This window comes from Flagellimonas algicola, from assembly GCF_005937185.1.
In the GTDB taxonomy this organism is placed as follows: Bacteria; Bacteroidota; Bacteroidia; order Flavobacteriales; family Flavobacteriaceae; genus Flagellimonas; species Flagellimonas algicola.
This window is the reverse complement of record NZ_VCNI01000002.1, coordinates 1,435,562-1,461,981: the sequence shown is the minus strand read 5'-3', so window position 1 is coordinate 1,461,981 and position 26,420 is coordinate 1,435,562. Positions and strand designations below refer to the sequence as shown.

Here is a 26,420-nt window from a genome sequence, read left to right as displayed (position 1 = left end):
AAATGGACAAAGCAAAAATTCTTATCGTAGATGATCTAGTGGAAAATTTATATTCCCTGGAACAGATTATTGAAAAGGAGGACCGAGAGATCATTTCGGCCACAAGCGGAAATGAAGCTTTAAAATTGGCACGAAAGCATGAATTTGCATTGGTCATCACCGATGTCCAAATGCCAGAAATGAACGGTTTTGAATTCGTGGAAATTTTCAGGAGTAAGAAGAACACCCAAAACGTGCCGGTCATTTTTGCCACTGCCATCAACAAAGAGAAACAATATGTGATCAAAGGATATTCCGAAGGTGCGGTGGACTATTTATACAAGCCGCTTGACCCAGAAATTGTGGCGGCCAAAGTTGACATTTTTGTTACCCTCTACAATCAAAAAAGAACCCTGGAACACCAATATCAGGAACTGGATGCGCTGAACAAGCTAAAAAACAAGTTCTTGGGAATTGCCGCCCATGATATTCGGAATCCATTGGCCATTATTGAATTTTATTCCAAATCCCTTCTAAACGAATTGGAGCCTGTTCTAAAGGACCGTGCCAAAATCCAAGAACTGGAAAACATTTTTGTTTCCACCAAATTTGCACAAAACCTGGTCAATGAGTTTTTGGATATTAGTAAAATTGAATCAGGAAACATTGATCTGGAAGAAGAAATGGTGGATGTAGGGTCCTTTCTGGAAAGCAGCATCCAATTTAACCAAGTTTTTGCCAACAAAAAGAAAATCAGTCTCATTGGCGATATTCAAGTAAATGGACTTCAAACCGCTTTTGACCGAAACAAGATGAACCAGGTCTTCAACAACCTGATTACCAACGCCATCAAGTTTTCGCATGAAGGCACCTCCATCCATATGAATGCCCAACAAAAAGATGATCATCTGTTGATTTCCCTCAAGGATGAAGGGCAAGGTATTCCGAAAAAAGAAATTATCACTTTGTTCGATCCGTTTGCCAAAACCTCGGTGAAATCCACCGCTGGTGAAAAAAGTACTGGACTGGGGCTTATGATCGTCAAGAAGATTGTGGACGCCCATAAGGCGGAAATAACGGTAACCAGTGAGGTAGGTGTGGGCTCCTGCTTTACCATCGAGCTTCCCATCCGGGAGTTGGGAACCTTAAAGCCAATTTCCAATCAATTTGTGGAGCAAGAATTACCTTCAAAGGATGAACAACTGAACATTGTGGTGGTTGATGATGATATCTTGATGCGAACCCTTTCCGAAGTCGTATTCAGTAAAATTGGCGGGAACATTACCATGCTCGAAGATGGGGAGGCTTTGCTTGATCAGGTAGAGGCGATAAATCCGGATTTAATATTTACGGACATCAACATGCCAGGAATTAGTGGTTATGACCTGGCCAAAGAAATTCGAAATAAGGGTATTGAAATCCCAATTTTTGGTCTAACAGGATTCATAAACGATGAAGTCCAGGCACTTTCCAAAAAGTCGGGAATTGATGGAGTCTATGAAAAACCCCCCGTGGAAAATATGCTGAAACACCTAATTTCCCAAGTTAACGAGCAGCGTGCCTCTTAAACCCACGTTGATTGCTTTAGTCAATCCAGTTTTTCCGGGCCCTCTGTATCATTGGTAATCCTCCAGCGTTCATTTTGTATGGATCTATAAATGATTTCAAAATACAAGCCTTCTTCCAACAAATGGTTCAAACTGTTTCGTAAGAGTAGATAATCTTTCCTAGAGTTTTTGACTTCCACGATGTTGTAAGAGGAATTGACCGGGATGGCCATCCCTTTATCCAAAGTTGAGTAAGAAATAGCTTTTATGCTATCCAATTCTGGCATTCTACTTTTTAGAAAAGTGAGTACTTCATTATCAAAATCTGCCAAGTCAAAAGACGCTCCCTTATGCTTTATGGTTACACTTTCCAAAATGGCCGGACCAACACCATAATTTTCCAACGAAAGACTATACTGATCATCCGCAGAACTGTTGGAAATTGACAGGGATAGATACGGTAAGATGGACAAGTAATTTTGTCGACTCATTAAATTGGTCTGGTAAATGAAAATAATGAGGGTTATAAAACTAATGACCATGGCCGTTAGGCTTAGTATTCGCTCCGAATTCCACTCGATTTTGATGGCCATATTATCACTTGGTTTATATCCAATCAACAATTTAGCAAAAATAAGGCTGCTCGGATATCAATCGTGGTATAAACCCACTGGGGTACGATTTATTTCATTTTAACATAGGTTTGGTCAACTCTCCCCGTCAGTAAAATCCTTATGGTTATTAATTCTTATGTGTATCTTCGGTATGCACCATTAAACCTAGAACGTCAATGCTTTTATAAGATTCTAAACTTCCTAATCATCAACTAGAAATATGATTAAATTTTTTAGACGTATTCGTCAAAATCTGCTCGAAGAAAGCAAAACCACCAAATACCTTACATACGCCCTAGGTGAAATTGCCCTTGTAGTCATTGGTATTTTAATCGCACTTAGTATCAACAATTGGAATGAATCACGGCAACATGAGAAAATCAAGGGTAATATTTATAAAACTGTAGTTGAAGATATAAAAAAGGATTCTTCTGAAGTGGCCATGGTGCTTAATTTCATCCAGGACAGGAAAAACACTTTTGAGAAAATTTTACATGACTCATTAACGCTAAAAGATATTGAAGAAAATGAACTGATCTTTTCAATATTGACCGATGTTAGGGTATTGAGTATTGAACAAAGAGGTTATGACTTACTTCGCAATTTTGAAGACCAATCAGTTAGCATGAACGATTCTTTATCCTTTAGGATCATTAACTTTTACGCTAGTTCCCTTTTTTTTGCGGGTAAGGTGGAAAATCTAATTATTGATGATCTCATTAAAACGAATGACCTATGGAAGAATCAAGATTGGTATGCCCAAATAATGAAAAATAATAAAGACGAAAAGTTCAAAAACTATATGCTAACGGATGTAGAGTTCAAAAATTTATGCGCCTTTAGGTATAGTCTTCTATATGAGAATTATGTTCCTACCATTGAGCAATTTCAAGAAGGCGGTGAACAGATTAGGGCGGCAATCAATGCTAGACTTGATTCCAAATGAAGAACTTTAATCCACAAAGCTGACTTGCTTGCCTAGTTTTAGGTCTATTCAATCATAAAAAACATATTCATGAATAAGATTGAAATGCCTGTTGTGGTAGAACAAACTTTTGAGTTAGAAGAGGAAAACTCAAAGACAAATCCTAAGCTATCCTATACGGCTCTTGAGCCATTTCTTTACTATATCCCAGAATTCCATAGAGAAATTGATATAGCAGCTTGGGACTACCTGATTAAGGAAAACCTGAAAGGATTCTTGGAGGCGAAAAAACGAAATAATAACTTCACGGCCCTATGAACTTAAACCAAATTACCGTTCCTTCCTTGGATTTATCCAAGTCCGTTCCGTTTTATGAGACTTTGGGACTAAAACTGATAGTGGAAGCCTTGCCCCACTACGCAAGATTTGAATGTCCGGATGGAAACTCCACCTTCTCCATTCACCAGACAGAACAATTACCTACTGGCGATGGGATTTATGTATATTTTGAGTGCAAAGATTTGGATGCCTATGTTGATGGTTTGATCCAAAAAGGCATAAATTTTGACTCAAAGCCTGCGGATCAACGTTGGCTTTGGAGGGAAGCCCGGTTAAAGGATCCCGACGGCAATCAATTGATCTTGTTTTATGGTGGAGAAAATAGATTAAATCCTCCTTGGAGAATCAAGGATAAACAGGATAATCTGTGAAGTGCAAAATAAATTTAACCAAGGTCTAAGGCTGGGTTAAGCTTGAAATCCTTCAATAGGGCATCATTATTTTTTGAGCTTTACTACAATACGCCTGTTTTTAATATTTTTTACGAATTCGTTTAATTCTTTCAGGGCATCGTATTTGTTTGTCGGGATTTTATCCTTGGTAATTTTATAGTTGGATTGAATAGTGATCTGATTTGACCCAACCATCTTTAAGTTGAAATAGTACTCTCCAAAATCATTTTTAAAATCAAGATTATAACTATCAATATCCAATACATCAATATCGATAGGAAATTTAAATATCATCATGATATAATCCGTAAAACAATAATCCAAGTAGTAGCTCAAATCTGTCGTCCCTTGATCACTTTCAATTTGGTTGTGAACAATCAGTTTATCCAGAGAGATGCTTGCCATGCTATCATTTAAAAAGGACACTCCTTGTTTCAAGGTTCCTTGGGCATTGATCGTATATCCGAAAGGTTTTTCCTGTTTTAACTTGGCCTCAGAAATGGTATCAATTGCTATGATATCTTCATTCCCCTCATATTCATCCTTGGCATCATAATAAGTGCTAACTTCCTCATCTTGGTTTAGCATTCCAAAAAAACTCTTCAAATCCGTGTGCATTCCTCCAGATACGGAAAACCTATATTTAGTTGGGATTGTTTTCTCTTCAAGATCAACCGTGCTATAATAAATTTGCTTCACATAATTCTGATGTACCCTTGTTCCCGGTAATTTGATTCCTCTTACCTCAACAGAATCCACTTCAGCTAATTCAAGGTTTCTCTTGATGAACTTATCGCTTTTCTTAATTTTTCTTGTTAGAACGGGTTTCGTAATTATTGCTCCAGAATTATAAATTGAGGTAGGTATCTCATTTATCTGATAGCGGTTATAATTATCATGCGGATAGAGAAAGTTCAACTCTTCGCCATCTCCCTTATAAGCAAAAAAAACATGGTCGAACTCCCCTTTTCTAATGTAATATGGGTCAATGGGTCCTGTTCTTTTGCTTCTAGCAAACACGGCCCAATAGTCAATTTCAAGGTCTTCCAACATACGCCTGTATAGCCTTCTAACACTTAGCGGATTCATTCGTTTTTCTTTTAAAAAATAGCCACTGGACTTTAAAAGTTCACTTTTTTTAGGTGCTTCCATCTGCATATTTTCCATGATATCTTGGTGTAAAAGTTTAAACTTATGGTACTTACTACTGTCCTTCGCCTCCCCAATAACACCCCTCTTCCATCTACCGTAATAAGAAGCATTTTGGGCATCAAAGGCAATGGGTTGAGTAACCACATTAAACTCTTGGTTGTAAACATCCTTCCAGCTTCTTGGTTCATCTTCTTCCTTTTCCATTGAATAATACATATAGGGCAATTCGCATGGTAAACATGTGTTTTCATTTTGGTGCAATCCCTTAATTTTTTCCATACTGAAAACACAATAAATCAACGAATCATTGGCGACAATCTCTGGTTCAGGAAAATCGTTGTACCCTTTATATCTAACCGCCAAGTTAGAACTGGACTTTATGGAGTACTCAGATTTTAAACTGGGCACATTAGTGTAAAGGTTAACAAAATCAGTCATCTGGCGGAAAGATGGCCTTTCAGAATATACATATTTAGTTTCAATGGTATCGCCAGGTTCAACACCTGGTATTGGATAGTTAATTGCCCCAAATCTTTTAAATCCGGATTTTCGCTGAAAGACTTGACTAGAATCCAACTCTATTACAATTCCACTGGCTTTTAAGGTTTTCACTTCGATCTCATACAAATTGTTGGAGACATATTCAGACAAATTGAGATAAGCAAATTGGTCAACCCCGTTTGAATTGTTTACTACCAATTTATTGTTTACCGATGTATATTTTGTATAACCAGACCAGGTTTTATCGTAGGTGACGTCCGTAAAGGAATACAACAAATAAGCGTCAGCATTTTTACAATGTTTAGCAAAATCAAACTTAGGTATGCTATCATGGGCAAAGATGCCAGAACTAAAAGAAAGCAGTAAAAAAGGTATTAGTTGTTTAGCTTTTCTTAAGAATAATGGGGTCATTTATTATTTTTTTAAATGATTCTAAAGTGTTGTTTATAAATCCAATATTTTCCTTTCCGGTGTTATAGTAGTCCGAAGTAAACTCATAATGGCACTCGATAATATTATCTGCGGGAGCGTTAATTTTAAGACGTAATAAAAGTCCTTCATTGTCAACGGTATGTTCAATTGGTTCAAATGTCTCGAAATGACCATCCATTTCAATTCGCAATGTTACTTTTTTACTAAAATTGCTGCCAAGATGAATTCCTTCCAACAAGGCATCTCGTTCCTGTGTTTCAAAAAGCCGGGGTAAAAAGTCAAGGAACAGAATTCGCTCCCCACTATCATTGAATAATTTGCCGTTCACTACCAAAACTCCCTCCGTAGTCAGAATACCGGCCTCATCGGTCAATTCAAGCTGAGAAACGGTTTGATTGTTAAATACGGATTCATAATGCTTCTTGTTAATCGTATTTTCCTTGTTCTTACCTAAATGCCTAATTATCCGACGTAAAAAATTTCCGGAAATCCCCTTATAATTTGCCTCAAAATCCCCGCTCATGGACAATTGATCGGGTTCAACTTTTAAATCAATCTGATACGAGATTAAGTTTTGATCGGGAGTAAAACCGCTTACTTTTTGAAGAGTCCCTCCCTTTGCATCAACTATCAAAATTGACCGATTTTGTATACTCTGAACTGGAGTATCTGGAATGTGAATTGGATCCGTAGGATCCAATATTACGGTCTCATCATCAAAATACGCCAAGCAAACTACATGATTGGCCGAGCTTAAAGAAGGAAAATCGCAGTCACTTATATGACTATAGGTTGCGGCCAATGCCACATTGCTTTTTATACCTTTGTAGTTAAGTGCTTCTGAAAGCAGATTTGACAAATCTTTGCAATCCCCTTCCTTGTTCAAGTAAACGTCGTTTGCATGGGTAGGAATAAAGGCCCCCATCCCAATTTCCACGGCCACATATTTATAGTTTTCCCTAACATAATCGTATAGGGTTTCCATGATTTGCCTAGGATTGGAAATTCCATTGGTCAACTCATCCACCTTGTTTTTAGCCAGAAAATTTAAGCCTCTTTTGTCTTCAAGCTTTCCAAAGTACCAATCGTTCATATAATCTACTTCCCTGTTCTCATAGGCAGCAGGAACCACTATGGTCCTCATTAATGGAGCCTTCTTGTTCTTGTAAATCCCAAAAAATGCCAACGGATCGGGTTCCGTTCTAACGGGAACAGCTTTGATATTCCATTTCATGTAATTCATTGCTTGAACCGAATCAATTTCAATGAAGTCTAAGGAGTCACCGTGGATTATACTTTGAGCAAAGCGAAAAGTTTTAGGTACTTCAATCTGATATTGTAATGTATCTATCGCACTGTTCGAGAAAAATGGCAAATCAGAAAAATACATGAGTTCCTCACAAGCAATTGTATAGGTGATTTTGGATTCAACACCTGGTGGGATAAAAACAGATTTGACTTTTTTACTTGCTATATATTCAAGCTCCACATCGTCTTCCAACACAAGTGGTTTTTTTGCAGGTTTAAAGTGCCTGCCTTTTCTGGAATGGACTTGAATATCATATATGGTTTCCAATTCTGCATCGTAAAAAATGGGATAAATGCCAGTCTCGTCATGCTCCTTGATGAAAACTTCAACATGTTTCACAAAAGAACTGTCCTTCCTGATGGCAATATTCTCTGTTCTTTTTCCAATAAGTACTTCCTGTCCTGTAGCCCTTGTAGATAGCGTCACCACAACCAAAAGGAAAAGGGATTTGACAATAAGGTTTTTCAAAAATTCAATAGATTAATTAATGGCATTAGAAAAATTTAGTATTCCAGCTTTTTTGTTCATATAGCATAAAAAAAGTTAGAACCACAAGCTTAAGTACTTTGAAAGTAAATAACATTTTTCATTTTGCCTCCAAATTCACTTAATTTCCTAACGACTGATTTTTAACGAAAATTCCTATACCTATTTTACGGGAATGCTTAAAACTAAAGTAGCCAATCATCTTTTTATATTTTAACCCATATCCTGCTAATTTTATCGATGTAATCATAAAAAGGGTGTAACGGATTAATACATCATACCTTTGCGAGACATTTCCATGTGAGTCGGATACCAGCGTGAATCGGAGGGCCGTGGAATGGTTTTTTGACAAAGGGCAATATGTCAATCAAGGAGGTTAAAAAATCCTATTTGAATTTGATATTTGGTAAAACAGATTTCCCGTTAGGGTTGGAGAGTACATAGAACTTAAACTTGCTATAGTACTCCTGCCCTTGCCAAGCTGCGCTAGGTTGGAAAACCATTAGTCTTGTGGGCAATCCAATTCTACCCTAATGGTTAATCATTTGAAGTGAACATTGTATTAAGCCCAAAAGCCTTCTTTAAACAAGATCAACAATACAAGTAGGGCTGCCAATACAAGGATTCCTACAGATCCGTATATTTGGTTTTTAAGATGGTTCATGTGTTCTAGGGTTGATTTATCAATATACGGAATTTGTAGTATTATTCCTCATTAGCTGCATAATTTATCACACAGTTCCTGAATTATGTAAAATATGGGTGTACAAGGATGCTATGGTTGTAAGTAAAATATTCGGATTTAACTGATTGGTATTCAGAACATCAGCAGACTAAATTTGATTACTACCTTCCGATGTGTCGATCCGCCCAACCTAGCCAATTGTGTAGGACGCTTTTAAATTGCACGGGATTTCCAATACTATGTCCCGCTCTTGGGTAAATCATCATTTCAACTTCTTTACCTGCATCTTTCATGGCACGGTACATTTCCCAAGCTTGAAGGGTTGGACTTCTACTATCGTTGGCTCCATGTAAAATTAGGAGCGGTGTCTTTACATTTTTAACGAAAAATATGGGTGAAGCTTTTCTATAGTTGTCTATGTTATCTATTGGCAATGCCTTATACTCCCATATCCCAATTTCCCGGTTGCTAAACTCATGTTGCCCGTAAAGGCTGACTAAATTGGAAACCCCGGCCACACTAATGGAAGCCTTGAACATATCGGTCTGCGTAATCGCCCAATTCGCCATATAACCGCCATAGCTCCACCCCCCAATTACCAGTCTGTCCCTATCCGCTATGCCCAATGCAATCAATCTTTCAACACCTGCCAAGATATCCTCTAAATCCGCATGGCCAAAGGCATTTCTATTTCCTGCATAAAAATCCCTGCCATATCCAATACTTCCCCTAAAATTGGGTTGAAACACCACATAGCCGTTATCTGCAAAATACTGTCCCATCCAATTAAAATCGTCCATTACCAATGCATCTGGCCCTCCGTGCGGGATTACCATAAGCGGATATGTCTTGGATTTATCGTAGTTGATAGGGTAGGTAATTATGCCTTGAACTTGTGTTCCGTCTTTGCTCCCATAATCAATCACCTCACTAGTAGTTTTAATTTTTGGAGCCAAATCCGAATTGAGATGGGTCAAAGCCAGGGCGTGTTCAGGATTTTCTCCAAGTCCTAGTTTATACAGTTGATTGGTTTTAGACCCTCTTGAAGCAGTAAATAAAATATCCTCTCCCAATTGGAAATCATAAATCACCCAATAAGGGTCTACTATGGAGCTGATCTTGTCTTTACGGCTCACTTTGTAAATTCCAACATATCCACTTCGGGGAGTGGAAAAACAGATGGAGTTGTCATCTAACCATTCGGTTTTTTGAATGGTGGGATCAAAATCATACGCCAGATTTTTGGTCTCCAAATTCTTTAGATCCACCATAAAAAGTCCATCATTGGAGGCATACCCTTGTGTGCTTCCAACAAATGAAATTCTAGTGCCATCTGGTGAAAACTTGGGTGTATTTAATGCGTTGGCCTTGTCAAATTTGTATACAGACTTTCCGGATTGAAGATTAATAACCTCAACCCAGCTATGTACAATGGATTCATAGGCATCATAGTTCTTTGCACCAATTATGGCCAAATATCTGGAATCATTGGATATATCAAATTCGACAATTCGGTAGGATCCATCCGTAATCTTTTCCTTTTTCCCAGAATTGATGTTAAAGCTCCAAAGTGCGTTGGTATAGAACTCCGTGCCAACCAGATACCCACCACCATTGGCCTTTTCTTTGGCGACCAAGATGCTATCCCGAGGTTCATCATCCACATATGCAATGGTTTCATTGTCCAACCATTGATGATTGGATATATAGGCCTGGGCATCAGATGCTTTTTTCGGTTCTCCGCCATTTCGAGGAATCACATAAACCTGTTGAAGGTTGTTCCTGTACGAAATAAATGAGATAAAATCCCCATTGGGAGACCATTTGGGGTCATAATCGTATTCGTTCTCGGTAAGTCTCACCTTGTTCTTTCCATCGGTATTGGAAAGAAGAATGGAGGAAGTGGTTCTTCCGTCCCAACGGTCCTTTGTTGTTTGGGCATATAGGATTTTTGACCCATAAACTTTTGGACTGTTCAGATTTTCCATGCCCAAATGTTCTTCAACCGTTAACTGCGAAAAAACAACGATTGGGCTAAACAACATGGGAACTGCCCAAAGAAAAAAAGATTGGATAATGAATTTGGCCATCTCCTTGCAAGGCTAAACTCCAATTATTTTAGCCTTGTATCAGCAAGTTAAACAAAGTAGATTTAACCACGCCTATTTCTCAAAAAGACTTGGAGAGCTTAAAAAAGCTATAGGTGGATCATCATTGGGAGTGGGGAACCAAAGCCTTGATTTTTTGATAAGCCAGGTACCATTTTTATGAATCAGGAAATGTGATTGCCGGTACCTTCGTACCACCATACTCAAATCCTCGGAATAGATCTCTTGAAGTACATCAACCCAGGCCGTGGTTTTGTTAATTTGATCCACCTTAAATTTTAACCGAAGTCTAGCATTATCAAGCTCAGGATACCTGAGGAAAAGCCAATCTCCAAAGTAGGTTTTGAGCATTACCTTTTCCCTTATGGTCCATCCAAAGGAGTTTTCCCAATCCATATCCTCGGAGTAGCAAGCCACTAGGCTGTCTAGATCATGTGTTGCAAGTGCCTTGTTCATCTTTTTTACAACACTTACCACTTTGTTTTCCTGATTTTCGTTTGTTGCGTGTTCACAAGAAAAACAGCAAAAAGCTGTTAGAAATATTAAAAATTGCTTCATGATTTTTGGTTCAAGTTTATTCTTAGACGTTGGAGCGGTTAAAAGGTTTAGTCTTAGGACAAGTGAATCTCATTCTACCACCAGTTTTATTAGGTAGTTGCATCTTATCATATACTTAGCAAACCACAAGATGTACTCGCACCTAGCTTAACTAAGTGATCTTGCGGGAGAGCAGGGGTTTGCGCTTTAAGGTTGTAGGTAGTTGTGATTCTATTTTGTTTTATAATGAAGCAGAACGATTCCGCTTTTAAAACTAATTGACCTAATCAATTTAAATTGTTGCCAATCATCCAACTTGTTAAAAATGGGAATGCCTCTGCCCAGAGCAATGGGATTAACAAATAAATGAAATTCGTCTATAAGACTTTCCTCTATCAAATTTGAGACAAATGAGCTACCTCCATATACCACAATGTCTTTGCCATTTTGATTTTTCATTTTGGTTACTTGTTCTCTTAAGTTCCCTTTTTCAAGTATTGTATTTTCCAGCTCTAACTTTTTCAGTGTCCTTGAGAAAACAATTTTCTTTTGTTTGGCCTTAATTTTGGCCAATTCATACATTGGGTCGTTTGGTTTTGTCAATGTATGGAGCCAATATGGAATATAATCAACCGCTAATTTTCTCCCTATAATTTCAGTGTCAGCAGAGTTGGCAATTTCCAAGACATATTGCTTAATTTCATCCCAAGCCCATGTAACCCATTGCTGCTCATCATTCAGACCAGTTGAATTAAATCCGTCCAAGGAAACTTGCATCTGTAATTTCAGTTTTCGCATATAATTTCTTAGGGTTGGTTATTATTTTTTATGGCCCTATACTTATCGTGCAAGCCTATGCCAGACAATATCATAGGAACACATTTTTCAATCCTGGAAATCCTTGTCTTTTCCTGTTTGGGTTGCATAAAATAAAGGATATATCCTCTCTGTCTTCCAGGAGTTAGGGCCTCGAAAGCGGTTTTCAAAACTGGGTCTTCCTCAAATTTGGACTCCAATTCCATAGGAATAGGTTCAGGGTTCTTTTTAAAAGTAACAGTTAATCCGGATTTTTCAACCTCAATTGCTTCAAAGATGTACGCTTTTATCTCACTTTCAATCCTTTGAATTTCATCAATGCCCTTAAACTTAAAAAGCCTTGCAGCTTGTGAATTTGGACCAGGTTTCTTTAACAGATTTTTACTATCACTTAATAAAGAACCTTTGAAAAAGCTGATACAGCAATACTCTTTTAAGGCGCTTACCAAAAGGACGTTCTTATTCTGAAATGTATAGCATGGTGACCCCCATTTAGATTCTTCAGTCAATCCACAGTCAAGGACAATTTTTCTCAACAGTTCCAACTCCATAATCCAAGTATTTACCTTGCAATCAGGAGTGCCTCCAAGAGGACAACGTCCACATCCTGCTATAAAATAATTGTCAACAGATTTATTCATCTAATTCCGATTACCAAGTGCTGTCGCTTGTTTAAAACTGGTGTTGTGTATCCAACCAAATTAATCAAAGTAAACTTTGTATACCACCAAAACGTCAGTTCGAGTGTCCCTAATAAAATTCGGGATGTATCGAGAACCTGTACGGCCTCACCATAATCTGGTCATTTAGGTTTTACCTAAAACCTTTTAGCGAACTAAAAATCTTTACTTTTAGCTTCAAAGGAAAAGTCATGAGGAAATTGCTATTGGTATTGGCATTTTTTAGCGTAAACGGATTGTTTTCGCAACAATTGGAATCAACAGAACTGGAAGAACTTGCTTCCAAATTCACAAAAGCTTCTTTTCCCATGTATAGGGAATTGCTCTCTATACCCTCAGACGCCAATTATCCGGAAGACATTGAATTGAATGTGCAATGGTGCGAAAATGCTTTTCAAAGTAGAAACTTTACCACTACTAGGATCAAGACCGACTATGTGCCGCTTCTGCTGGCAGAACGAAAAGCAAAATCAGCCCAAAAGACCGTCCTAATTTATCTGCAGCTGGACGGCCAGCCTGTTGATAGCACAAAATGGTTTCAGGAAAGCCCTTGGGTTCCGGTATTGAAGCAACAAAATGAAAAAGGCGATTGGGAACAAATCCCTTGGGAGAACATAGAGAACTACGAGGATGACTGGAGGGTATTTGCCCGCGCTGCATCAGATGCCAAAGGACCTGTTGCCATGTTTCTAGCCGCTTTGGATGCGATTGAATCCCTAAATATTGAACCTAATTTCAATATGAAGGTGATCATGGATTTTGAGGAGGAATTAGGTTCTCCGCACCTTCCGAAAGCGGTAAAAGACAACTCGGACTTACTACGTGCAGACATGTTGATCATCCTTGATGGGCCGGTCCATAATTCCAACAAACCCACCCTCGTGTTTGGAGCGCGGGGGATTGCACAAATGCAATTGACCACCTATGGCCCAATAGTACCGCAACACAGTGGCCATTATGGAAATTATGCGCCCAATCCCGCCTTACGCTTATCCAAGTTGCTGGCTTCTATGAAAGACGATGACGGGAGGGTTACCATTCCTGGGTTTTATGACGGTGTCCATATTGATGAGGCGACGGAAAAAATACTGAAATCCGTCCCGGATGATGAGACAAAGATTAAAAACAGGCTCAAAATAGTTAAGCCCGACAAAGTTGGGAGCTACTACCAAGAGGCCATCCAATACCCATCACTCAATATTCTGGGAATGGAATCTGGATGGGTACGGGAGCAGACCAGAACTATTGTCCCCAGCCAGGCCATAGCAGAATTGGATATGAGGCTGGTTCAGGGATCCGACCCGCAACGCCTTATTGGATTAGTACAAAAACACATAGAAGCGCAAGGCTATTATGTTATTGGCAAAGAACCTACGGATGCGGAACGAATGAAGTATGACAAGATAGCCACATTTACCCATAAAGTGTTTTACCATTCTTTTCAAACCGATTTTAATACAGAAGTGGGCCAGTGGCTCCAAAGGGCCTATAATAGAGCATATGCGGTGGACCCCATACGGATAAGAATGGGTGGTGGATCCATTCCTATTTCGCCTTTTGTGACTACTTTGGGTATTCCTGCGGTGCTTGTAACTACGGTTAATAGCGACAATAACCAACATAGCCCAAACGAAAACCTGAGATTGGGAAATTACCGGAATGGCGTAAAAGCCATGATTGCTTTTTTAACCGAGGCGTTGTGATTCTTGCCCTCTGATTGGGAAGGTATTTGTTAGGGTAGCACCACAAGAAGTGCTTGCACCTAGCTTGACTAGATGATCTTGCAGAAGTAGAGGGAATCATAATGAAAGACACATAACTTTTTCTGTTCTTGCCAATACATCCATTTGAGGTGGTGACAATTTATCATTAAAACCAAGCTTGTAGTATAATTTGTGTGCCTGTGGCATACTTATCGTGGTTTGTAACCACAATTCTTTAGCATCATTTTCTAAACAGCGACTTATGCAACGTTCTATCAGTTTGGTTCCTATTCCAAGTTTTCTATGGTTTGGATCAATGAATAGCTTAGCAAATTCAAAAGTGTCATCATCTAATCGCTTTAGGGCGACACAACCAACTATTTCATCTTTTAACTTTGCATAAAAAAGAAACCCCCCATTTTCCAAATAGGCTTTGTCTGGATTGTTCAAAGTGAATTTGTCATCTTCTTCCAATTCACCATTCAAAACGCCCAATAGCCAAGGCCCTGCCAATTCATAGAAGTATTTTTTTAGGCTGGGTTTATAGTCAATGATTTTAACAAATTCGCCCTTGGGTTGATGGATACGCTCATTTATTGGTTTATGATTAATCTCCCAATCAAGTCTATTCAAAATGTTGATCATATCTGGATGCCCGATAGAGAAAAGGTCTTTGAGAGTATTTGAAAACGAAAGCCATAGAGGTTCAAGTTCCTTTTGTAGCTCTTTCCCTTTTGTAGTTAGTTCAACTAATTTTGAGCGTTTATCGTTAGGATTAGGTTTAATACTCACTAGCTCTTCTCTTTTTAGTTCACGTAAAATATTCTTTACCGTAATATGAGAAAAGTCAATTTGATTGGAAATTTCAAGTATAGTTTGTGGGGAATCTGATTTTGCTAAAACGTAATAAACGGAAAACCAACTTGCCTTGAAGTGAATATTAGCGTCTGAATAAATCTTATCGCCATCTTGTTGCAGTTTTTCACTTATTCTTCGAAATCTGGAAGCGCCTGCAAGAAATCCTAATTCATTTAAAACATCGGTCATATGTAATTTATAAAAGTACTTTCGCAAAAGTATGAAAGGTGTTTCATAAATTCAAATTATTCTTCAAAACACTATCCTCCGTGGCTATCGCCGGTTTGCAACTGGTGGTATTTTTATCAATCTCTAGCCTCCAAAAACTCATTCAAATCGACATTTAAAACTTTCGCTAATTTGTAAAGATTCAAAACGTTAGTCCCCATTTCTCCTCGTTCTACTCTTCCAACGAGATTGTCATGGACTTGTGCTTGAAAACCTAAATCCTGCTGGGTTAAGTTTTGACTTTTTCGGATTTTCCTAATCCGTTCCCCTAGTGTCTTAAGAAATTCCTTTTCGTCTTGGGAAAGTTTTTTTGCCATATCTCCAGTTACCGCCAGTTTTCAACTGGTGACTCACATTACTCCACAAATTCAAAAAGCTCCGATATCTCCAATTCCAATGCCTTGGCTATTTTTTCCAACTGAAGAATATTCGCTGCCCGCTCTCCTCTTTCTATCCTGCCAACCATATTTCCATGAACTCCAGCTTCATAAACCAGATCAGCTTGGGTCATTCCACGCTCGTCGCGCAGTCGCCTGAGATTGGCGCCAAATTTTAAAAGATATTGTTCTTCTTCTTTGGATAGATTTTTTGGCATAAGGCAAATTGTTCATTCCATTAATCGAATAAAAGCACCATTTGGTGTTATATTGCATATTTTTCTTACCTTGCTATCACCCCAAAAACTAATAATCCAACAATCCAACCTCGCCATAAAGTCGAAAGTCCGTGGTCAAATTCCAAAACCCAAATCCCAAAACTGTTGACTGTCAACTGTTAGCTGTCAACTGAAGACTGAGAACTGAGAACTGAGAACTGAGAACTGAGAATTCCAAACCTACTATGCAAAAGTCCGTCCTGCCCACCATTCATGACTTTCTACATAAAAGCCCCCATGCTTCGTTGGAAATAACCTTTGGCTCCCATACCGTTTTGAACAGCCTTGTCCACAGGCCACTAAACCAAGTGTACAAACAAAATAGCCGCATCGTTATCAACAAAAGACCCCGTAAAGGGAATCCCCAAATGGTAGTGGTAGACAATTTGATCTTTAATTTTGACTTTGGGTTTACCCCGCCCATGCAGCAGGAATTTTATCTGGGCAGCATGCTACACCTTCCCAGTCCTTTAGATCAAGGCCACCTGCATATGGACGTAGACCAACTTACCCTTTCCTTCCGTATTCATTCCCGAAATCCCAAACACTGTGTCTTTGTTTCCCAGACCTACACCCATATCCACCATCTGGAACGGTTCTTTGTCCCGTACATCATCCCGGAAGAATAGCCCTAACAATATTGTATATTTGCAGTAAACGATACAGATGAGGATCAGGGCAGAGATTACCAGCAAATACATTAACGATACGGATCGCAAAACCGCCGTGGTGGCCAATGCCTTGGCGCATCCGTTCCGTGTGGCGCTGGTACGCTACCTCAGCACCAAAAACTGTGGCGAAGGGGTTGACAATGTTACCTGTAACAAAGATCTGGTGCAAATGTTCGATTATTCTCAGAGCACCATTTCCCAACACGTAAAGATCCTTAAAGAGGCCGGCCTTTTCCTTACAGAGAGCCATGAAAAGTTCACCTTTTATACCTTGAACAAACCGCTACTGGACGAGTTTCGTGGTTTCCTAAAACTGTAATTCCCAACTATTAATTTGCTGTTAAATCCCATATTTGTTTCGGTGTTTTGGTTAAATTCGTTTATCGCTTATTAACGATTTATAACTAAAAACCTATTCCATGATTCAAAAAACGACACTCTTTTTGGCCTTGTTGGGCTTAACTCTTAGCTGGGGGCAAATTGCACCCCTAGAGCCTGTAAAGGCACACTACAAAACCTTGCAAAAACTGAGCAGCAAACCCAACCCTGAACGTGCAAAGCTGGACGAGATCAGCTTTCCGGCATCGGAATACAGCAGCGGTAGTTTGATCTATACCATGGCCGCCCCGGCCTACCTCTCTTCCGTCCAAGTAGAAACCCTTAAAAAGAGCGTGCAGTACCCGGCCAACTCTTCGGATCAGACCCGCGCCGAACTGGATTTTCTGTTGGACTGGCAGAAAAAACGAAGTCAAGCCCAAGTAGATCGCTCCGTTAATTTCCTGGCTCCTATTGGTTATTGGCCGCACATCGCCGTACTCAAAAACCATGAACGGTACAATTCCAATATGGAAGACCTTTTTTATGAAGGCCGTGCCGTAATGGGTGAAAGTTGCAACCCGGAAAACTATCCACATACCGCCAAGTTATTGCAAGGCGTAACCAAGGATATGCGCATAATGGAGTTTACCGTAAAATATCACCTGCGCCGCGCCCGCCCCTACCATTTAGAATCCCATTTACAGCCCTTGGCGCGCATGCGCACCCCTTCCTTTGCGAGCGGGCACACTTTATGGGCCTATATCCAGGCCTTTACATGGAGCGAGCTGATTCCGAACAAGAGAGCCGAATTTTTGGACTTGGCTTACGAAGTAGGCGAATCGCGTGAAATCATGGGCATCCATTATCCCAGTGACGAGGAAGCTGCAAGGGTGTTGGCACATCGTATGTTGGTGTCCATGTGGGACAACCCTGTTTTCAGGGAAGATCTTGCCAAGGCCAAGGCCGAGTGGAAATAAAGGCTAGGGATTATCTAAAGTAACCACCTCTAAATAGTACCGCTGCGCTGCATGGTTTCCCCTTGGAACATACAGGGTGGCGGTTTCCTTTACATACTGAAGGTCGCCAAAATAGTCGCCCCCTTGATCCAAGCGCGTGGATTTTCCCTGGGCATCCAAATGCCAAAGGGCAGTACCTTCCACCGTGCTTAGGAAATAACCTCCGAGACCATCGGGCCATAATCCATCCATATCAACAATGGGAGGATTTGTTTCTATTTTCCGGAGGGCTTTCGTTTTTATATCGATGCTAGCCAAGTGGGTTCCCCCCACCAAAACTTCCTGATCTAGGGCATAAATGCCATTGGCCCATTGCAATTGTTCTTCGTCTTGGACCCAAGGCTTCAGGGAATCCCCGTCTACCTTGAACACCGAATGGATAAAGGAAGCAGTGACATAGACCTCACCTCGTGAATTGATGGCCACGTCATTTAATCCTGAATTTTTAATGGGTTCCGAGTAGCTTTTTACCACTTTTCCCGCAGCAATATCGATAACCTTAAGTTGGTTTACATCGGCCACCCAAAGTTGGTTGTTATGGATAGCCATTCCCGTAGGTCGGCTTAAATCGCTCACCCATTTGAGCTCTTCCAGTTGCCCGTCTTTGTTAAACTTGGAAATAAAACCATCCGTTCCCGGAGCAAACTGTTGTCCGTTGGAGACATACCAACATTCATTCCCAGCATCAAAGACCACGCTTTCGGGTTTGATCAAGCCCACATCCTCACCCCATTTTTCGGTTGGATAACTTTCGTCTTGCGCAAATCCACCAAAGACTGCACAAAAGGAACATACCATCAAAAATTGCTTTAACCTCATCCGATGAAACTTTTTGATTCGCTTTAAAATTAACATAAGCTTATAAAACCTGCATGCCAATTAACATTATTTTCGTTTATAAGCAATAAACGATTTAACTATGTCACCCAACCTAAAACTGCTGCTTGCGGTCAGTTTTCCTCTACTCCTGATGGGCTGCGCCGAAAAGCCCGAAGAAATAAAAACAGAACATTCCCTTTCCATTTTTGAGGAAATTACCGAAGGTAGAATCGCTACCGATGGTGGACTTTCGCGCGGGGTAGCTTGGGGCGATTATGATGGCGACGGCGACCCTGACCTTTATGTCTCCAACTCCAGTGGGCAATGGAATGCTCTGTATCGGAATAATGGAGATGGGACATTTAAAAAAATGACCGAGGGCGGATTTGACATCAAAGTGTTTTCAGAATTGGTGCGACATGGCGGGAGTGCCCAAGGAGCCAATTGGGTGGACTATGACAACGATGGGGATTTGGATCTGTATGTCGTAGGTCGGGATGATGAGCCCAATTTCCTTTTCAACAACATTGACAATCTAGGCTTTACCCGAATCACGGAGCATCCCCTGACCGAGGAAGGAATCCGCGCCTCCATGGCTTGTTGGGCAGATATTGAGGGTGATGGGGACTTGGATATTTTTATTGTGGCCTCCGGTAAGGGTCCCAACCGAGTGTACAAAAACCTAGGAGATGGAAACTTTGAATTTATGGAAGAACACTTGCTGTCCGAAGGAACTGGCAGAGCGCGAGCCTGCGCCTGCGGGGATGCCAATGGGGATGCCCTACCAGAATTCTACATTGCCAATGCCCAAGCTGCAAACGACTACTATGTGAATCTGGGAAATTGGGAATTTCAAAAAGTGGAAAAGGGGCATTTGGTCCAAGATGTAGGCTATTCTTACGGGGTTTCTTGGGCCGACTATGACGATGACGGCGATTTGGATCTCTTTTTGGCCAATTTTGATAAAATGAACTTTCTCTACAACAATGACGGTTCTGGAAATCTAAGTCCTGTTATGGAGGGACCGGTTTCCCAACAAATGGGAGGGGCATCCAAGGGCCATACTTGGGGTGACTATGACAATGATGGCGACCTAGACCTATATGTGGCCAATGGCACCTATAGGCCTGAGATGTTCAATTTTTTCTATCTGAATAAAGGGGATGGAAGTTTTGAACAGGATTTTAGCGGGCATTTGTTGAAACATGCGGATACCTCTGCAGGAGCAGCCCATGCCGATTTTGATCGCGATGGCGACCTCGATATTTTTGTGGCCAATTGGGGCAGCAGTGACCAAGTGAACCGTTTTTACAAAAACTCAACTACAGGTAGTCATTGGATCAGTCTGAGGCTGAACGGAACACAAAGCAACCGCTTTGGGATTGGAGCAAAAATATCTCTGTTTTCTAATGAAAAAATTCAATACCGGTGGATGTACCCGGTTACCGGTTATGCCAGTCAAAACGACTACGAACTGCATTTTGGTTTGGGGCAATCCACGGTTATTGATTCGCTTAAAATTGAATGGCCTTCAGGTCATACGGATGTACATCCCAATCCAACCATTGATACCCATTTTTCGGCAACTGAGGCAGGAGCTTTGGAAATCAAACCTTAGTGGCTATTTCCCGGATAGAGGTCACAAGATTTACAATATGCCCGAACTCCGTATTCGGGCTCATAAAAACCAATCTCAGGTAGCGTGCGCCCTTGAACAAGGTGGTGGTCAGATAAAACTCTCCAGTCTCCAACAGTTTTTTCCGAAGGAAAAGGGAATCCATCGTCGCTCCGGTATATTGAAAACAAAGAATGTTGCTCTCTGGTTGTGCGGGGCACTCAAAATCAGGAAGATTTTGCAGGTAGTGATAAACTTCCAAAGTGAGCTGGTATTGCCTATCTATAAAACCTGCCATTCCGCCCTCCCCAATGGCCCCCAGCACAAAAAACAATCGTTCGCCTAGACCAGGTTTTGTGGTTTCAATGGTTCGATGGAGGGTGTCCACCCCAGGTTGTTCCTTATCATGAAACAAATAACTGGCATTGTCTCCTACGGGCATGGCCTGATCTAAATGTTTATGGTTCTTGACCAGCAGAGCAGCACAAAGCGATGGCACTTGAAGCAACTTATGGGCATCCCAAACTAGGGAATCGGCCCGCTCAACCCCTTTCAATTTATGTCCATGTGTTTCGGATAAAAGTGCACTGGCACCATGGGCCCCGTCTACATGCAGCCAAAGCTTTTGCTCTTGGCAAAAATCCGCGATTTCGTCCAAAGGATCATAAATGCCCACTGGAGTATTACAGGCATTGGCCACCAGCGCAATGGGGAAGTGCCCCTTTTCCTGAACCTTCTTGAAAATGCCAGGCAGACTATCCGGAATAACCGCTCCACGCTTGTCAACTTCCACAAAGTGGATGGCCTTCTTGCCTATCCCCAAAATTCCAGCAGCTTTGGTCAGCGAATAATGACTTTCTGAGGGCAATAAAATAGAAAGTCCATCTGGATTTCCCTCTTGCCAAACTTCTGGTGCTACTTGAGTCCTGGCCATAATCAATGCGGTGAGGTTGGCAATAGATCCTCCATTGACCAATACCCCTCCACCATAATTTTCCTCCGACATTCGGCTATGTACGGTCAAAGGAGTTGGTTTCCATCCCACTTTTTCCAACATCCAATTGACCAGAAAAACTTCCAAAGCCACCGAACTTGGACCCATTTCATAGATTGAGGGTACATTATTGGTGACGTTGTTAATGAAACCTCCCAAAGCTGCAGCGTAATGCGGAGCAGCACATTGGTGACCCAAATAGCCAGAATGATGCAACCTGGTTTGATAGCTTAGAAATGCGGACAAAAAGTCTTTTAAGACTTGCCCTTCAAGTCCTCCCTCCTTTATCCATGAAGACAAGTCCAACTTTTGAATCAGCTGATCCAATGGTATTTGATCGATTACTTTGTTGTTGGGTGAATAAATCTCTGTGGTAAAATCTTCCAGAGCCTGTCTTACGATGTCAAAATTCGTTGTAAAATTCATATATCGTTTATTTACGATGTACGATATAAAAATACGTATAAAATTGAACGATGGTATATTTCCCCATAAAAAAAGCGATTTGGATACTCTCCAAATCGCTCTTACCGTATCGATAAATAATCAATCTGTTATTCCCAGTTTGTATTTCTTCTTTTCATCTTACTTATTTATCCAGTTAGCGTCCGCCTTTTCAATGCGATTGGGCAGCAGTTTGAATAAAAATTTAGCAATAGGGTTTGAGAAAAGATATTCCTTCCCCTCAATGGTTAGGCTGTGTTTTCCACCTTTCACATCTGTTTTTCCTGTACTTACCGCAAAAGCACAATGTCCGCTATATTCCGGTGTATTATGTTGTGTGTCTGAATGCATCGTTTTCCAATTTTAGTTTATCCCTTCCATTTGCTTTATTGGCCTCACCTCTATTGTCCCCTCAGCATCATGGAACATGGGATTGGCTTTGGCTATGGCAATAGCTTCATCCAAATTTTCCGCCAGAATATGGAAGTACCCTACGATGACTTCTTTGGATTCATTAAAAGGGCCATCCTTAAAGGTTCCTTTGTTTCCATGGATAATGGCTCCATCCATATCCAAAGGCTGGGCGCCTTTCAACTTTTTGGACTCCATGAGCCCGCCGATATATTGTCCAATCTTCTGAACATGGGCCTGCTGCTCTTCTGGGGATAAACCTTCCAAATGGTCTCCTTTGGTTTTGATGAAAATCATAAATTCTTGCATGATTTAGTTTTTTAAAGCATTAAAAAATGGTTCTACACCCCTTAGTCAATTGAAGAAAGATAAAAAGGACATTGATTTTGAAAAAAAACTAATTATCTCCGGAATAATCCCGCAGCTTGCTGTTTATCAAATCTTTATGGTTTACATCCAATGGTAGTTTCAAGGCCTCATTTAAGAGGTCTATGGCCTTTTGTGGCTCCTTATTCTGAAAATGAAGCTCCGCCCTAGTTGTATAATATGGCAAGTACGTACGGAAAGATTGGCTATCCCCTATTTTGTTGAGCTGCTCCAATGCTTCCTTGGGATGCGTGGTTTTGGATAACACCACAGCGCGATTGAGCAATACAATGGGCGATTTATCTATTTGGACAAGCATGTCGTACAACTCCAAAATACTAGCCCAGTCTGTAGATTGATAGTCCACCGCAGTGCAATGCTGGGCAGAAATGGTGGCCAGAATATGGTAAATGGATACTTCGTTTTGTTGCGTGGCCATTTCTAAATAATACAGTCCCTTTTTTATCAAAGCCCTGTCCCAAAGGCTTCTATCCTGATGCTCCAAATCCAGAACATTGTCAAATTCATCCACCCTTGATTTGAATCTGGACATATTCAGGCTCATCAAAGCCAATAAGGCATAAATGTTGGTCGATTTTGTATTCGGATTTGATGCAATTATTTCTGCTAGCCGAACGGCTTCCTCGCAAAGCTCATATCGGATAGGGTGATTCCCCGAAGTAGCATCATAACCCTCATTGAACAAGAGATAAACGGTCTCAAGAACGCTTGACAATCGCTTTTCGAGTGCCTTCCCAATTGGCACTTCAAATGAGATATTGGCCTCCTTTATGGTTTTTCTTGCCCTGACCAATCTTTTGTTGATGTTCTCCTCATGGGTTAAAAATGCCTTGGCTATTTCAGGAATACTAAATCCACACAGGGTTTTAAGGGTCAGGGCCACCTGGGAGTCTGATGAGATGGAAGGGTGGCAACAGGTAAAGATCATGCGCAACTGGTCATCCGCAACTTCCTTATCCGTAAAAATGTAATCCAAAGCCGGTTTCAACGTCCATTCTGATTGCAATTGCTGGGCAACATCGGAAGCGTATTGCCGCTTGTACTTTTCGCGGTTTAATACATTTACCGCTTTGTATTTGGCCACTTTGTAGATCCAACCTACGGGATTTTCCGGGACTCCATTGTAGTTCCATTGGTTCAGGGCTTCCAACATGGCTTCCTGCACAACGTCCTCGGCAAGTTGGATATGGGGTGTACCAAATGTTTTGGTCAATACAGAAACAAGTTTACCATACTCATGCCTGAACAGATGATCAATTTGGTCGGATATGTTTTTCTCGGCTGTGAACATGTTTTGGTTAGGGCAGATCCAATTAAAGTTTAAAGCTAGTTCCTACCAGTAAATTATAAAAATCCACAAGATGGGTAGCTTCAATCTGTTTTAAGTTTATTGTTTATCCGTTCAACCGCCATTGAGGTTTGTTCCCTGTCATAGTTAACAAGTTCTATGGAATAAGAGTGTGCATTTGTAGACAAATCCAATGTTCCTTTTCCTCTTTTCCAGTGACCAACCCCATGCCCAGTTATAAGATCTATCACCATAGTAATCATTCCAGTAATCCAAGGGATATTGCCTTTGATAAACTCCACCATTTTTATTTCTGTGTAGCTCGTCTTTTTGATTAAAACGGAGCCAGACTTTCTAACCTCCAAGTCATGTTCAGTAAACACCACCTCAATCCTTGGGGATTCCTGTAAAATTAGAATTTCTTGTGTCACAGCTAATTGATTGTTTTGTCAATATTCCGTCGTTTCATTCTTCCGAAAGATTTCGATACACTTTCTTAATCACCCCAGTTTTAGCTTCATCTTTGGCAACCGAATTGGTCGTAAACATCATCACCCCTGTGGACTCCCCTGCCAGTCCCCCTAAAAGAACGGTTTCAAATTCCTCTTTGGAGATAATACTGGGGTCATCATGCGCTTGAACAATGGGCCATACTTTGGGATAGGCTCCCATTTCAATATTCAATCGGTTGCTGAACCAGCTAATATTTTCTTCCACCCAGTTAGGGTCTCGATGCATTCTTCCGTGATAAACCATTGGAGAAAACACATCAATAGTTTCCCTTAACAAATCATAATCCAACCCCAGATTTCGACGTCTGGCACCATTGTATTCTTCGTCATCCCAAGGACAGTGATACAGCCCCAAGAGTGCATTGGGATTGGCTTCCTTAAGGATTTTCTTCATTTCTACCGCCCAATCATGAATGACTTTGCATCTCCAATTGCGCCATTCCATGTCATGCTGGGTTAAAATCCATTTTGCCTTTTCCGTGGTTGATCCGTCAGGTATTTGCAAACCAGTGTGTGCCGAAAATTCGTTAAGGCAATCGTCGTTAAAACAGGTTTCGGGCAAAATAGGTTCGGGGTCTTCAAATTGCGCATGCCAGTGCACATAGTCCATCCAAATTCCATCCAGGTCGAATTTGGATAGTAAATCTCTTAGCTGATTAAAGCGATATGACCTAAAACCCGGTTCGGTAGGGCAGACACCCATAAACCAGGTAGCCGCCTTCACTTTTTCTCCTTTTTCGTTGATAGCCCAGGCCTCGGGATGGTTTTCCACATAATTTTTCCCGTTCAAGGTGGCAAATTCGGCATATACCTTAGCTCCTTCGGATTTAGCTCGTTCCACCATGGCCTGATCAATGGCACCACTATGGACAAAAATGGCATTAACCCCAAGTTCATTTAGCTTATATCCTTTATCCCAAAGGGGTTTGGGGCTCCCGTAGACACCCCTCACCTCAACAGTTTTGGTGGATTTTTGAGCGCATGACAGCGCAAAGACCAGTCCAGTAGTAACAAGTACAATAGGTTTAAAAGAGAAATTTCCCATTACAAATCCAATTGATCCATTTTATCCTTTTCATATCGGCTATCCTCCGCCGGATATCTCAATCGGTCTTCATAATTGCCCGATTGTTTGGCCATAGACCAGATCAAACTTTCGCCAGCAAAATCGGGACTTGGTATTTGTCCAAAAATGGGATCTTCAAATGCCGTATCCGAGTCTATAACTCGCCAGCCCTTGGCCTTAAAAGCCTCAATCAAATCTCCTAGGAAAAGAGCTGATGTCAGGTTATGGTGCAGCAACAATGTATGCTTAATATGTCTTCCGTTCATTTCAAAGGACAGCTTTTCGTAATACTCGGCCCGTTCCAGAATGTGCTGCACATAAAAGTCGCGAAATTCGTCAAGCTGTGTATTTGAAACTCCGTTGGCCTTGATTTTTTTGATCAAACGGCTGTTGACATACCAATCCGAAGCATCTATAGTGACGTATCCATTGCGGTAGCCGTTTTGGGCAAGGATATTTCTAATACTGTCCACCTTGGCTGGGTTCTGCCCTTCCTTTAGATATGGAAATCTGAACAGCTTAGAACTGTTCCCAAATTTTGAAATTACTGAATCCGTACGCAGCAGTTGATTGGCAAACATTTGGGCAGTATTGGCATCCGAATTAAAATTGGGGTGGGAAAAGGTGTGATTGGCAATTTGATGTCCATTATCGTTCCAGCTTTTCAAAAGGAACTGGCCTTTTTCATCCAATTTGTTCAGCCCAGTGACAAAAAAAGCGGCTTTGAGGTCTTCCTTTTCCAGATGGGACAAGAGCATTTGATTCCATTCCTTAAACGGATAACCTGCCAAGTCTGCGGTAATGCCATCATCAAAAGTTAAGCTTACCGTGGGTTGGTTAGTGTGTTTAATGGTATCCGTCACTTTTCCTAATTTTTTCGGTGACTGATTTTTACACCCTAGACATAGGACGGATATTAAACATAGCGCTATC

The 26,420-nt window shown here is 40.7% G+C and carries 27 protein-coding genes; 9 read left to right on the top strand and 18 right to left on the bottom strand.

Going from position 1 to position 26,420, the window contains the following annotated elements; all coding sequences use genetic code 11:
* The first annotated feature begins 2 nt into the window (after positions 1-2).
* Positions 3-1,547 (top strand): hybrid sensor histidine kinase/response regulator, encoded by a 1,545-nt coding sequence (locus tag FGG15_RS15480; RefSeq protein WP_138837851.1) that lies wholly within the window; start codon positions 3-5, stop codon positions 1,545-1,547.
* Between the two features lie 20 nt (positions 1,548-1,567).
* Here FGG15_RS15480 and FGG15_RS15475 read toward each other — a convergent pair whose 3' ends face one another.
* Positions 1,568-2,119 (bottom strand): hypothetical protein, encoded by a 552-nt coding sequence (locus FGG15_RS15475; protein ID WP_138837849.1) that lies wholly within the window; start codon positions 2,117-2,119, stop codon positions 1,568-1,570.
* A gap of 241 nt (positions 2,120-2,360) precedes the next feature.
* Between FGG15_RS15475 and FGG15_RS20220 the strand changes: the two genes are divergently transcribed.
* From FGG15_RS20220 to FGG15_RS15460, 3 genes are all read left to right on the top strand, one after another.
* Positions 2,361-3,086 (top strand): DUF6090 family protein, encoded by a 726-nt coding sequence (locus FGG15_RS20220; protein WP_138837847.1) that lies wholly within the window; start codon positions 2,361-2,363, stop codon positions 3,084-3,086.
* A gap of 69 nt (positions 3,087-3,155) precedes the next feature.
* Positions 3,156-3,383, top strand: a complete 228-nt coding sequence (locus FGG15_RS15465) for a hypothetical protein (protein ID WP_138837845.1) — start codon at positions 3,156-3,158, stop codon at positions 3,381-3,383.
* Entirely contained in the window at positions 3,380-3,775 is a 396-nt protein-coding gene (locus tag FGG15_RS15460; protein WP_138837843.1) for a VOC family protein, read from the top strand. The genes FGG15_RS15465 and FGG15_RS15460 overlap by 4 nt, the downstream gene beginning before the upstream one ends.
* 66 nt (positions 3,776-3,841) lie before the next feature.
* Here the strand turns inward: FGG15_RS15460 and FGG15_RS15455 are convergent, their stop codons facing one another.
* The 6 genes from FGG15_RS15455 to FGG15_RS15430 all read right to left on the bottom strand — a co-directional run bounded on the left by FGG15_RS15455 (position 3,842) and on the right by FGG15_RS15430 (position 12,463).
* Complete coding sequence (locus FGG15_RS15455) at positions 3,842-5,860, bottom strand: DUF3857 domain-containing protein (RefSeq protein WP_138837841.1); 2,019 nt, start codon at positions 5,858-5,860, stop codon at positions 3,842-3,844.
* The gene (locus FGG15_RS15450; protein ID WP_138837839.1) at positions 5,832-7,658 is read right to left on the bottom strand and encodes a transglutaminase-like domain-containing protein; all 1,827 of its coding nucleotides are present in this window, start codon (positions 7,656-7,658) and stop codon (positions 5,832-5,834) included. Before FGG15_RS15450 ends, FGG15_RS15455 begins: the two co-directional genes overlap by 29 nt.
* Positions 7,659-8,522: 864 nt before the next feature.
* Positions 8,523-10,451 carry a S9 family peptidase gene (locus tag FGG15_RS15445; protein ID WP_138837837.1) on the bottom strand — a complete coding sequence of 643 codons (1,929 nt, stop codon included), beginning with the start codon at positions 10,449-10,451 and terminating at the stop codon, positions 8,523-8,525.
* A 72-nt stretch (positions 10,452-10,523) separates the two neighbouring features.
* Positions 10,524-11,027: a nuclear transport factor 2 family protein gene (locus FGG15_RS15440; protein WP_138837835.1), complete on the bottom strand. Its 504-nt coding sequence runs from the start codon at positions 11,025-11,027 to the stop codon at positions 10,524-10,526.
* 210 nt (positions 11,028-11,237) lie between these two features.
* On the bottom strand, positions 11,238-11,804 hold the full coding sequence (locus FGG15_RS15435; RefSeq protein ID WP_138837833.1) for a dihydrofolate reductase family protein: 567 nt from the start codon (positions 11,802-11,804) through the stop codon (positions 11,238-11,240).
* A gap of 8 nt (positions 11,805-11,812) precedes the next feature.
* Complete coding sequence (locus FGG15_RS15430; protein ID WP_138837831.1) at positions 11,813-12,463, bottom strand: YdeI/OmpD-associated family protein; 651 nt, start codon at positions 12,461-12,463, stop codon at positions 11,813-11,815.
* 230 nt (positions 12,464-12,693) lie between these two features.
* Here FGG15_RS15430 and FGG15_RS15425 point away from each other — a divergent pair, with 230 nt between their 5' ends.
* Positions 12,694-14,205 (top strand): M20/M25/M40 family metallo-hydrolase, encoded by a 1,512-nt coding sequence (locus FGG15_RS15425; RefSeq protein WP_138837829.1) that lies wholly within the window; start codon positions 12,694-12,696, stop codon positions 14,203-14,205.
* 96 nt (positions 14,206-14,301) lie between these two features.
* Here the strand turns inward: FGG15_RS15425 and FGG15_RS15420 are convergent, their stop codons facing one another.
* From FGG15_RS15420 to FGG15_RS15410, 3 genes are all read right to left on the bottom strand, one after another.
* Positions 14,302-15,252, bottom strand: coding sequence for a bifunctional helix-turn-helix transcriptional regulator/GNAT family N-acetyltransferase (locus tag FGG15_RS15420; RefSeq protein ID WP_138837827.1), 951 nt, complete (start codon positions 15,250-15,252; stop codon positions 14,302-14,304).
* Between the two features lie 116 nt (positions 15,253-15,368).
* Complete coding sequence (locus FGG15_RS15415) at positions 15,369-15,608, bottom strand: helix-turn-helix domain-containing protein (protein WP_138837825.1); 240 nt, start codon at positions 15,606-15,608, stop codon at positions 15,369-15,371.
* A 38-nt stretch (positions 15,609-15,646) separates the two neighbouring features.
* Positions 15,647-15,886, bottom strand: a complete 240-nt coding sequence (locus FGG15_RS15410) for a helix-turn-helix domain-containing protein (protein WP_138837823.1) — start codon at positions 15,884-15,886, stop codon at positions 15,647-15,649.
* 245 nt (positions 15,887-16,131) lie between these two features.
* Here FGG15_RS15410 and FGG15_RS15405 point away from each other — a divergent pair, with 245 nt between their 5' ends.
* The 3 genes from FGG15_RS15405 (at position 16,132) to FGG15_RS15395 (ending at position 17,912) form a co-directional block, all read left to right on the top strand.
* Complete coding sequence (locus FGG15_RS15405) at positions 16,132-16,575, top strand: hypothetical protein (RefSeq protein WP_138837821.1); 444 nt, start codon at positions 16,132-16,134, stop codon at positions 16,573-16,575.
* 37 nt (positions 16,576-16,612) lie between these two features.
* Positions 16,613-16,936 carry an ArsR/SmtB family transcription factor gene (locus FGG15_RS15400; RefSeq protein WP_138837819.1) on the top strand — a complete coding sequence of 108 codons (324 nt, stop codon included), beginning with the start codon at positions 16,613-16,615 and terminating at the stop codon, positions 16,934-16,936.
* Positions 16,937-17,036: 100 nt separating this feature from the next.
* Positions 17,037-17,912, top strand: a complete 876-nt coding sequence (locus FGG15_RS15395; RefSeq protein WP_138837817.1) for a phosphatase PAP2 family protein — start codon at positions 17,037-17,039, stop codon at positions 17,910-17,912.
* Positions 17,913-17,915: 3 nt separating this feature from the next.
* Here FGG15_RS15395 and FGG15_RS15390 read toward each other — a convergent pair whose 3' ends face one another.
* Entirely contained in the window at positions 17,916-18,770 is an 855-nt protein-coding gene (locus FGG15_RS15390; RefSeq protein ID WP_138837815.1) for an NHL repeat-containing protein, read from the bottom strand.
* A gap of 100 nt (positions 18,771-18,870) precedes the next feature.
* On the opposite strand from FGG15_RS15390, the gene FGG15_RS15385 reads away from it, so the two are divergent.
* Positions 18,871-20,388 (top strand): CRTAC1 family protein, encoded by a 1,518-nt coding sequence (locus tag FGG15_RS15385; protein ID WP_138837813.1) that lies wholly within the window; start codon positions 18,871-18,873, stop codon positions 20,386-20,388.
* Here the strand turns inward: FGG15_RS15385 and FGG15_RS15380 are convergent.
* The 7 genes from FGG15_RS15380 to FGG15_RS15350 form a co-directional block, all read right to left on the bottom strand.
* The gene (locus FGG15_RS15380) at positions 20,378-21,805 is read right to left on the bottom strand and encodes a pyridoxal phosphate-dependent decarboxylase family protein (RefSeq protein ID WP_138837811.1); all 1,428 of its coding nucleotides are present in this window, start codon (positions 21,803-21,805) and stop codon (positions 20,378-20,380) included. The genes FGG15_RS15385 and FGG15_RS15380 overlap by 11 nt on opposite strands.
* A gap of 159 nt (positions 21,806-21,964) precedes the next feature.
* Positions 21,965-22,174 carry a hypothetical protein gene (locus FGG15_RS15375; protein WP_138837809.1) on the bottom strand — a complete coding sequence of 70 codons (210 nt, stop codon included), beginning with the start codon at positions 22,172-22,174 and terminating at the stop codon, positions 21,965-21,967.
* A gap of 12 nt (positions 22,175-22,186) precedes the next feature.
* A complete protein-coding gene (locus tag FGG15_RS15370) occupies positions 22,187-22,543 on the bottom strand; it encodes a YciI family protein (RefSeq protein WP_138837807.1) in 357 nt (118 codons plus the stop codon).
* Between the two features lie 88 nt (positions 22,544-22,631).
* Positions 22,632-23,912, bottom strand: coding sequence for an RNA polymerase sigma factor (locus FGG15_RS15365; protein WP_138837805.1), 1,281 nt, complete (start codon positions 23,910-23,912; stop codon positions 22,632-22,634).
* Positions 23,913-23,992: 80 nt separating this feature from the next.
* Entirely contained in the window at positions 23,993-24,340 is a 348-nt protein-coding gene (locus FGG15_RS15360; RefSeq protein WP_138837803.1) for a hypothetical protein, read from the bottom strand.
* A gap of 34 nt (positions 24,341-24,374) precedes the next feature.
* Positions 24,375-25,466, bottom strand: a complete 1,092-nt coding sequence (locus FGG15_RS15355) for a glycoside hydrolase family protein (RefSeq protein ID WP_138837801.1) — start codon at positions 25,464-25,466, stop codon at positions 24,375-24,377.
* On the bottom strand, positions 25,466-26,350 hold the full coding sequence (locus FGG15_RS15350; RefSeq protein ID WP_161991977.1) for a polysaccharide deacetylase family protein: 885 nt from the start codon (positions 26,348-26,350) through the stop codon (positions 25,466-25,468). Before FGG15_RS15350 ends, FGG15_RS15355 begins: the two co-directional genes overlap by 1 nt.
* Between the last annotated feature and the right edge of the window lie 70 nt (positions 26,351-26,420).

Coding starts and splice junctions, on each gene's coding strand:
- FGG15_RS15480 (WP_138837851.1), top strand. CDS start 3: ATGGACAAAGCAAAAATTCTTATCGTAGATGATCTAGTGGAAAATTTA.
- FGG15_RS15475 (WP_138837849.1), bottom strand. CDS start 2,119: ATGGCCATCAAAATCGAGTGGAATTCGGAGCGAATACTAAGCCTAACG.
- FGG15_RS20220 (WP_138837847.1), top strand. CDS start 2,361: ATGATTAAATTTTTTAGACGTATTCGTCAAAATCTGCTCGAAGAAAGC.
- FGG15_RS15465 (WP_138837845.1), top strand. CDS start 3,156: ATGAATAAGATTGAAATGCCTGTTGTGGTAGAACAAACTTTTGAGTTA.
- FGG15_RS15460 (WP_138837843.1), top strand. CDS start 3,380: ATGAACTTAAACCAAATTACCGTTCCTTCCTTGGATTTATCCAAGTCC.
- FGG15_RS15455 (WP_138837841.1), bottom strand. CDS start 5,860: ATGACCCCATTATTCTTAAGAAAAGCTAAACAACTAATACCTTTTTTA.
- FGG15_RS15445 (WP_138837837.1), bottom strand. CDS start 10,451: ATGGCCAAATTCATTATCCAATCTTTTTTTCTTTGGGCAGTTCCCATG.
- FGG15_RS15440 (WP_138837835.1), bottom strand. CDS start 11,027: ATGAAGCAATTTTTAATATTTCTAACAGCTTTTTGCTGTTTTTCTTGT.
- FGG15_RS15435 (WP_138837833.1), bottom strand. CDS start 11,804: ATGCGAAAACTGAAATTACAGATGCAAGTTTCCTTGGACGGATTTAAT.
- FGG15_RS15430 (WP_138837831.1), bottom strand. CDS start 12,463: ATGAATAAATCTGTTGACAATTATTTTATAGCAGGATGTGGACGTTGT.
- FGG15_RS15425 (WP_138837829.1), top strand. CDS start 12,694: ATGAGGAAATTGCTATTGGTATTGGCATTTTTTAGCGTAAACGGATTG.
- FGG15_RS15420 (WP_138837827.1), bottom strand. CDS start 15,252: ATGACCGATGTTTTAAATGAATTAGGATTTCTTGCAGGCGCTTCCAGA.
- FGG15_RS15415 (WP_138837825.1), bottom strand. CDS start 15,608: ATGGCAAAAAAACTTTCCCAAGACGAAAAGGAATTTCTTAAGACACTA.
- FGG15_RS15410 (WP_138837823.1), bottom strand. CDS start 15,886: ATGCCAAAAAATCTATCCAAAGAAGAAGAACAATATCTTTTAAAATTT.
- FGG15_RS15405 (WP_138837821.1), top strand. CDS start 16,132: ATGCAAAAGTCCGTCCTGCCCACCATTCATGACTTTCTACATAAAAGC.
- FGG15_RS15400 (WP_138837819.1), top strand. CDS start 16,613: ATGAGGATCAGGGCAGAGATTACCAGCAAATACATTAACGATACGGAT.
- FGG15_RS15395 (WP_138837817.1), top strand. CDS start 17,037: ATGATTCAAAAAACGACACTCTTTTTGGCCTTGTTGGGCTTAACTCTT.
- FGG15_RS15390 (WP_138837815.1), bottom strand. CDS start 18,770: ATGAGGTTAAAGCAATTTTTGATGGTATGTTCCTTTTGTGCAGTCTTT.
- FGG15_RS15385 (WP_138837813.1), top strand. CDS start 18,871: ATGTCACCCAACCTAAAACTGCTGCTTGCGGTCAGTTTTCCTCTACTC.
- FGG15_RS15380 (WP_138837811.1), bottom strand. CDS start 21,805: ATGAATTTTACAACGAATTTTGACATCGTAAGACAGGCTCTGGAAGAT.
- FGG15_RS15375 (WP_138837809.1), bottom strand. CDS start 22,174: ATGCATTCAGACACACAACATAATACACCGGAATATAGCGGACATTGT.
- FGG15_RS15370 (WP_138837807.1), bottom strand. CDS start 22,543: ATGCAAGAATTTATGATTTTCATCAAAACCAAAGGAGACCATTTGGAA.
- FGG15_RS15365 (WP_138837805.1), bottom strand. CDS start 23,912: ATGTTCACAGCCGAGAAAAACATATCCGACCAAATTGATCATCTGTTC.
- FGG15_RS15355 (WP_138837801.1), bottom strand. CDS start 25,466: ATGGGAAATTTCTCTTTTAAACCTATTGTACTTGTTACTACTGGACTG.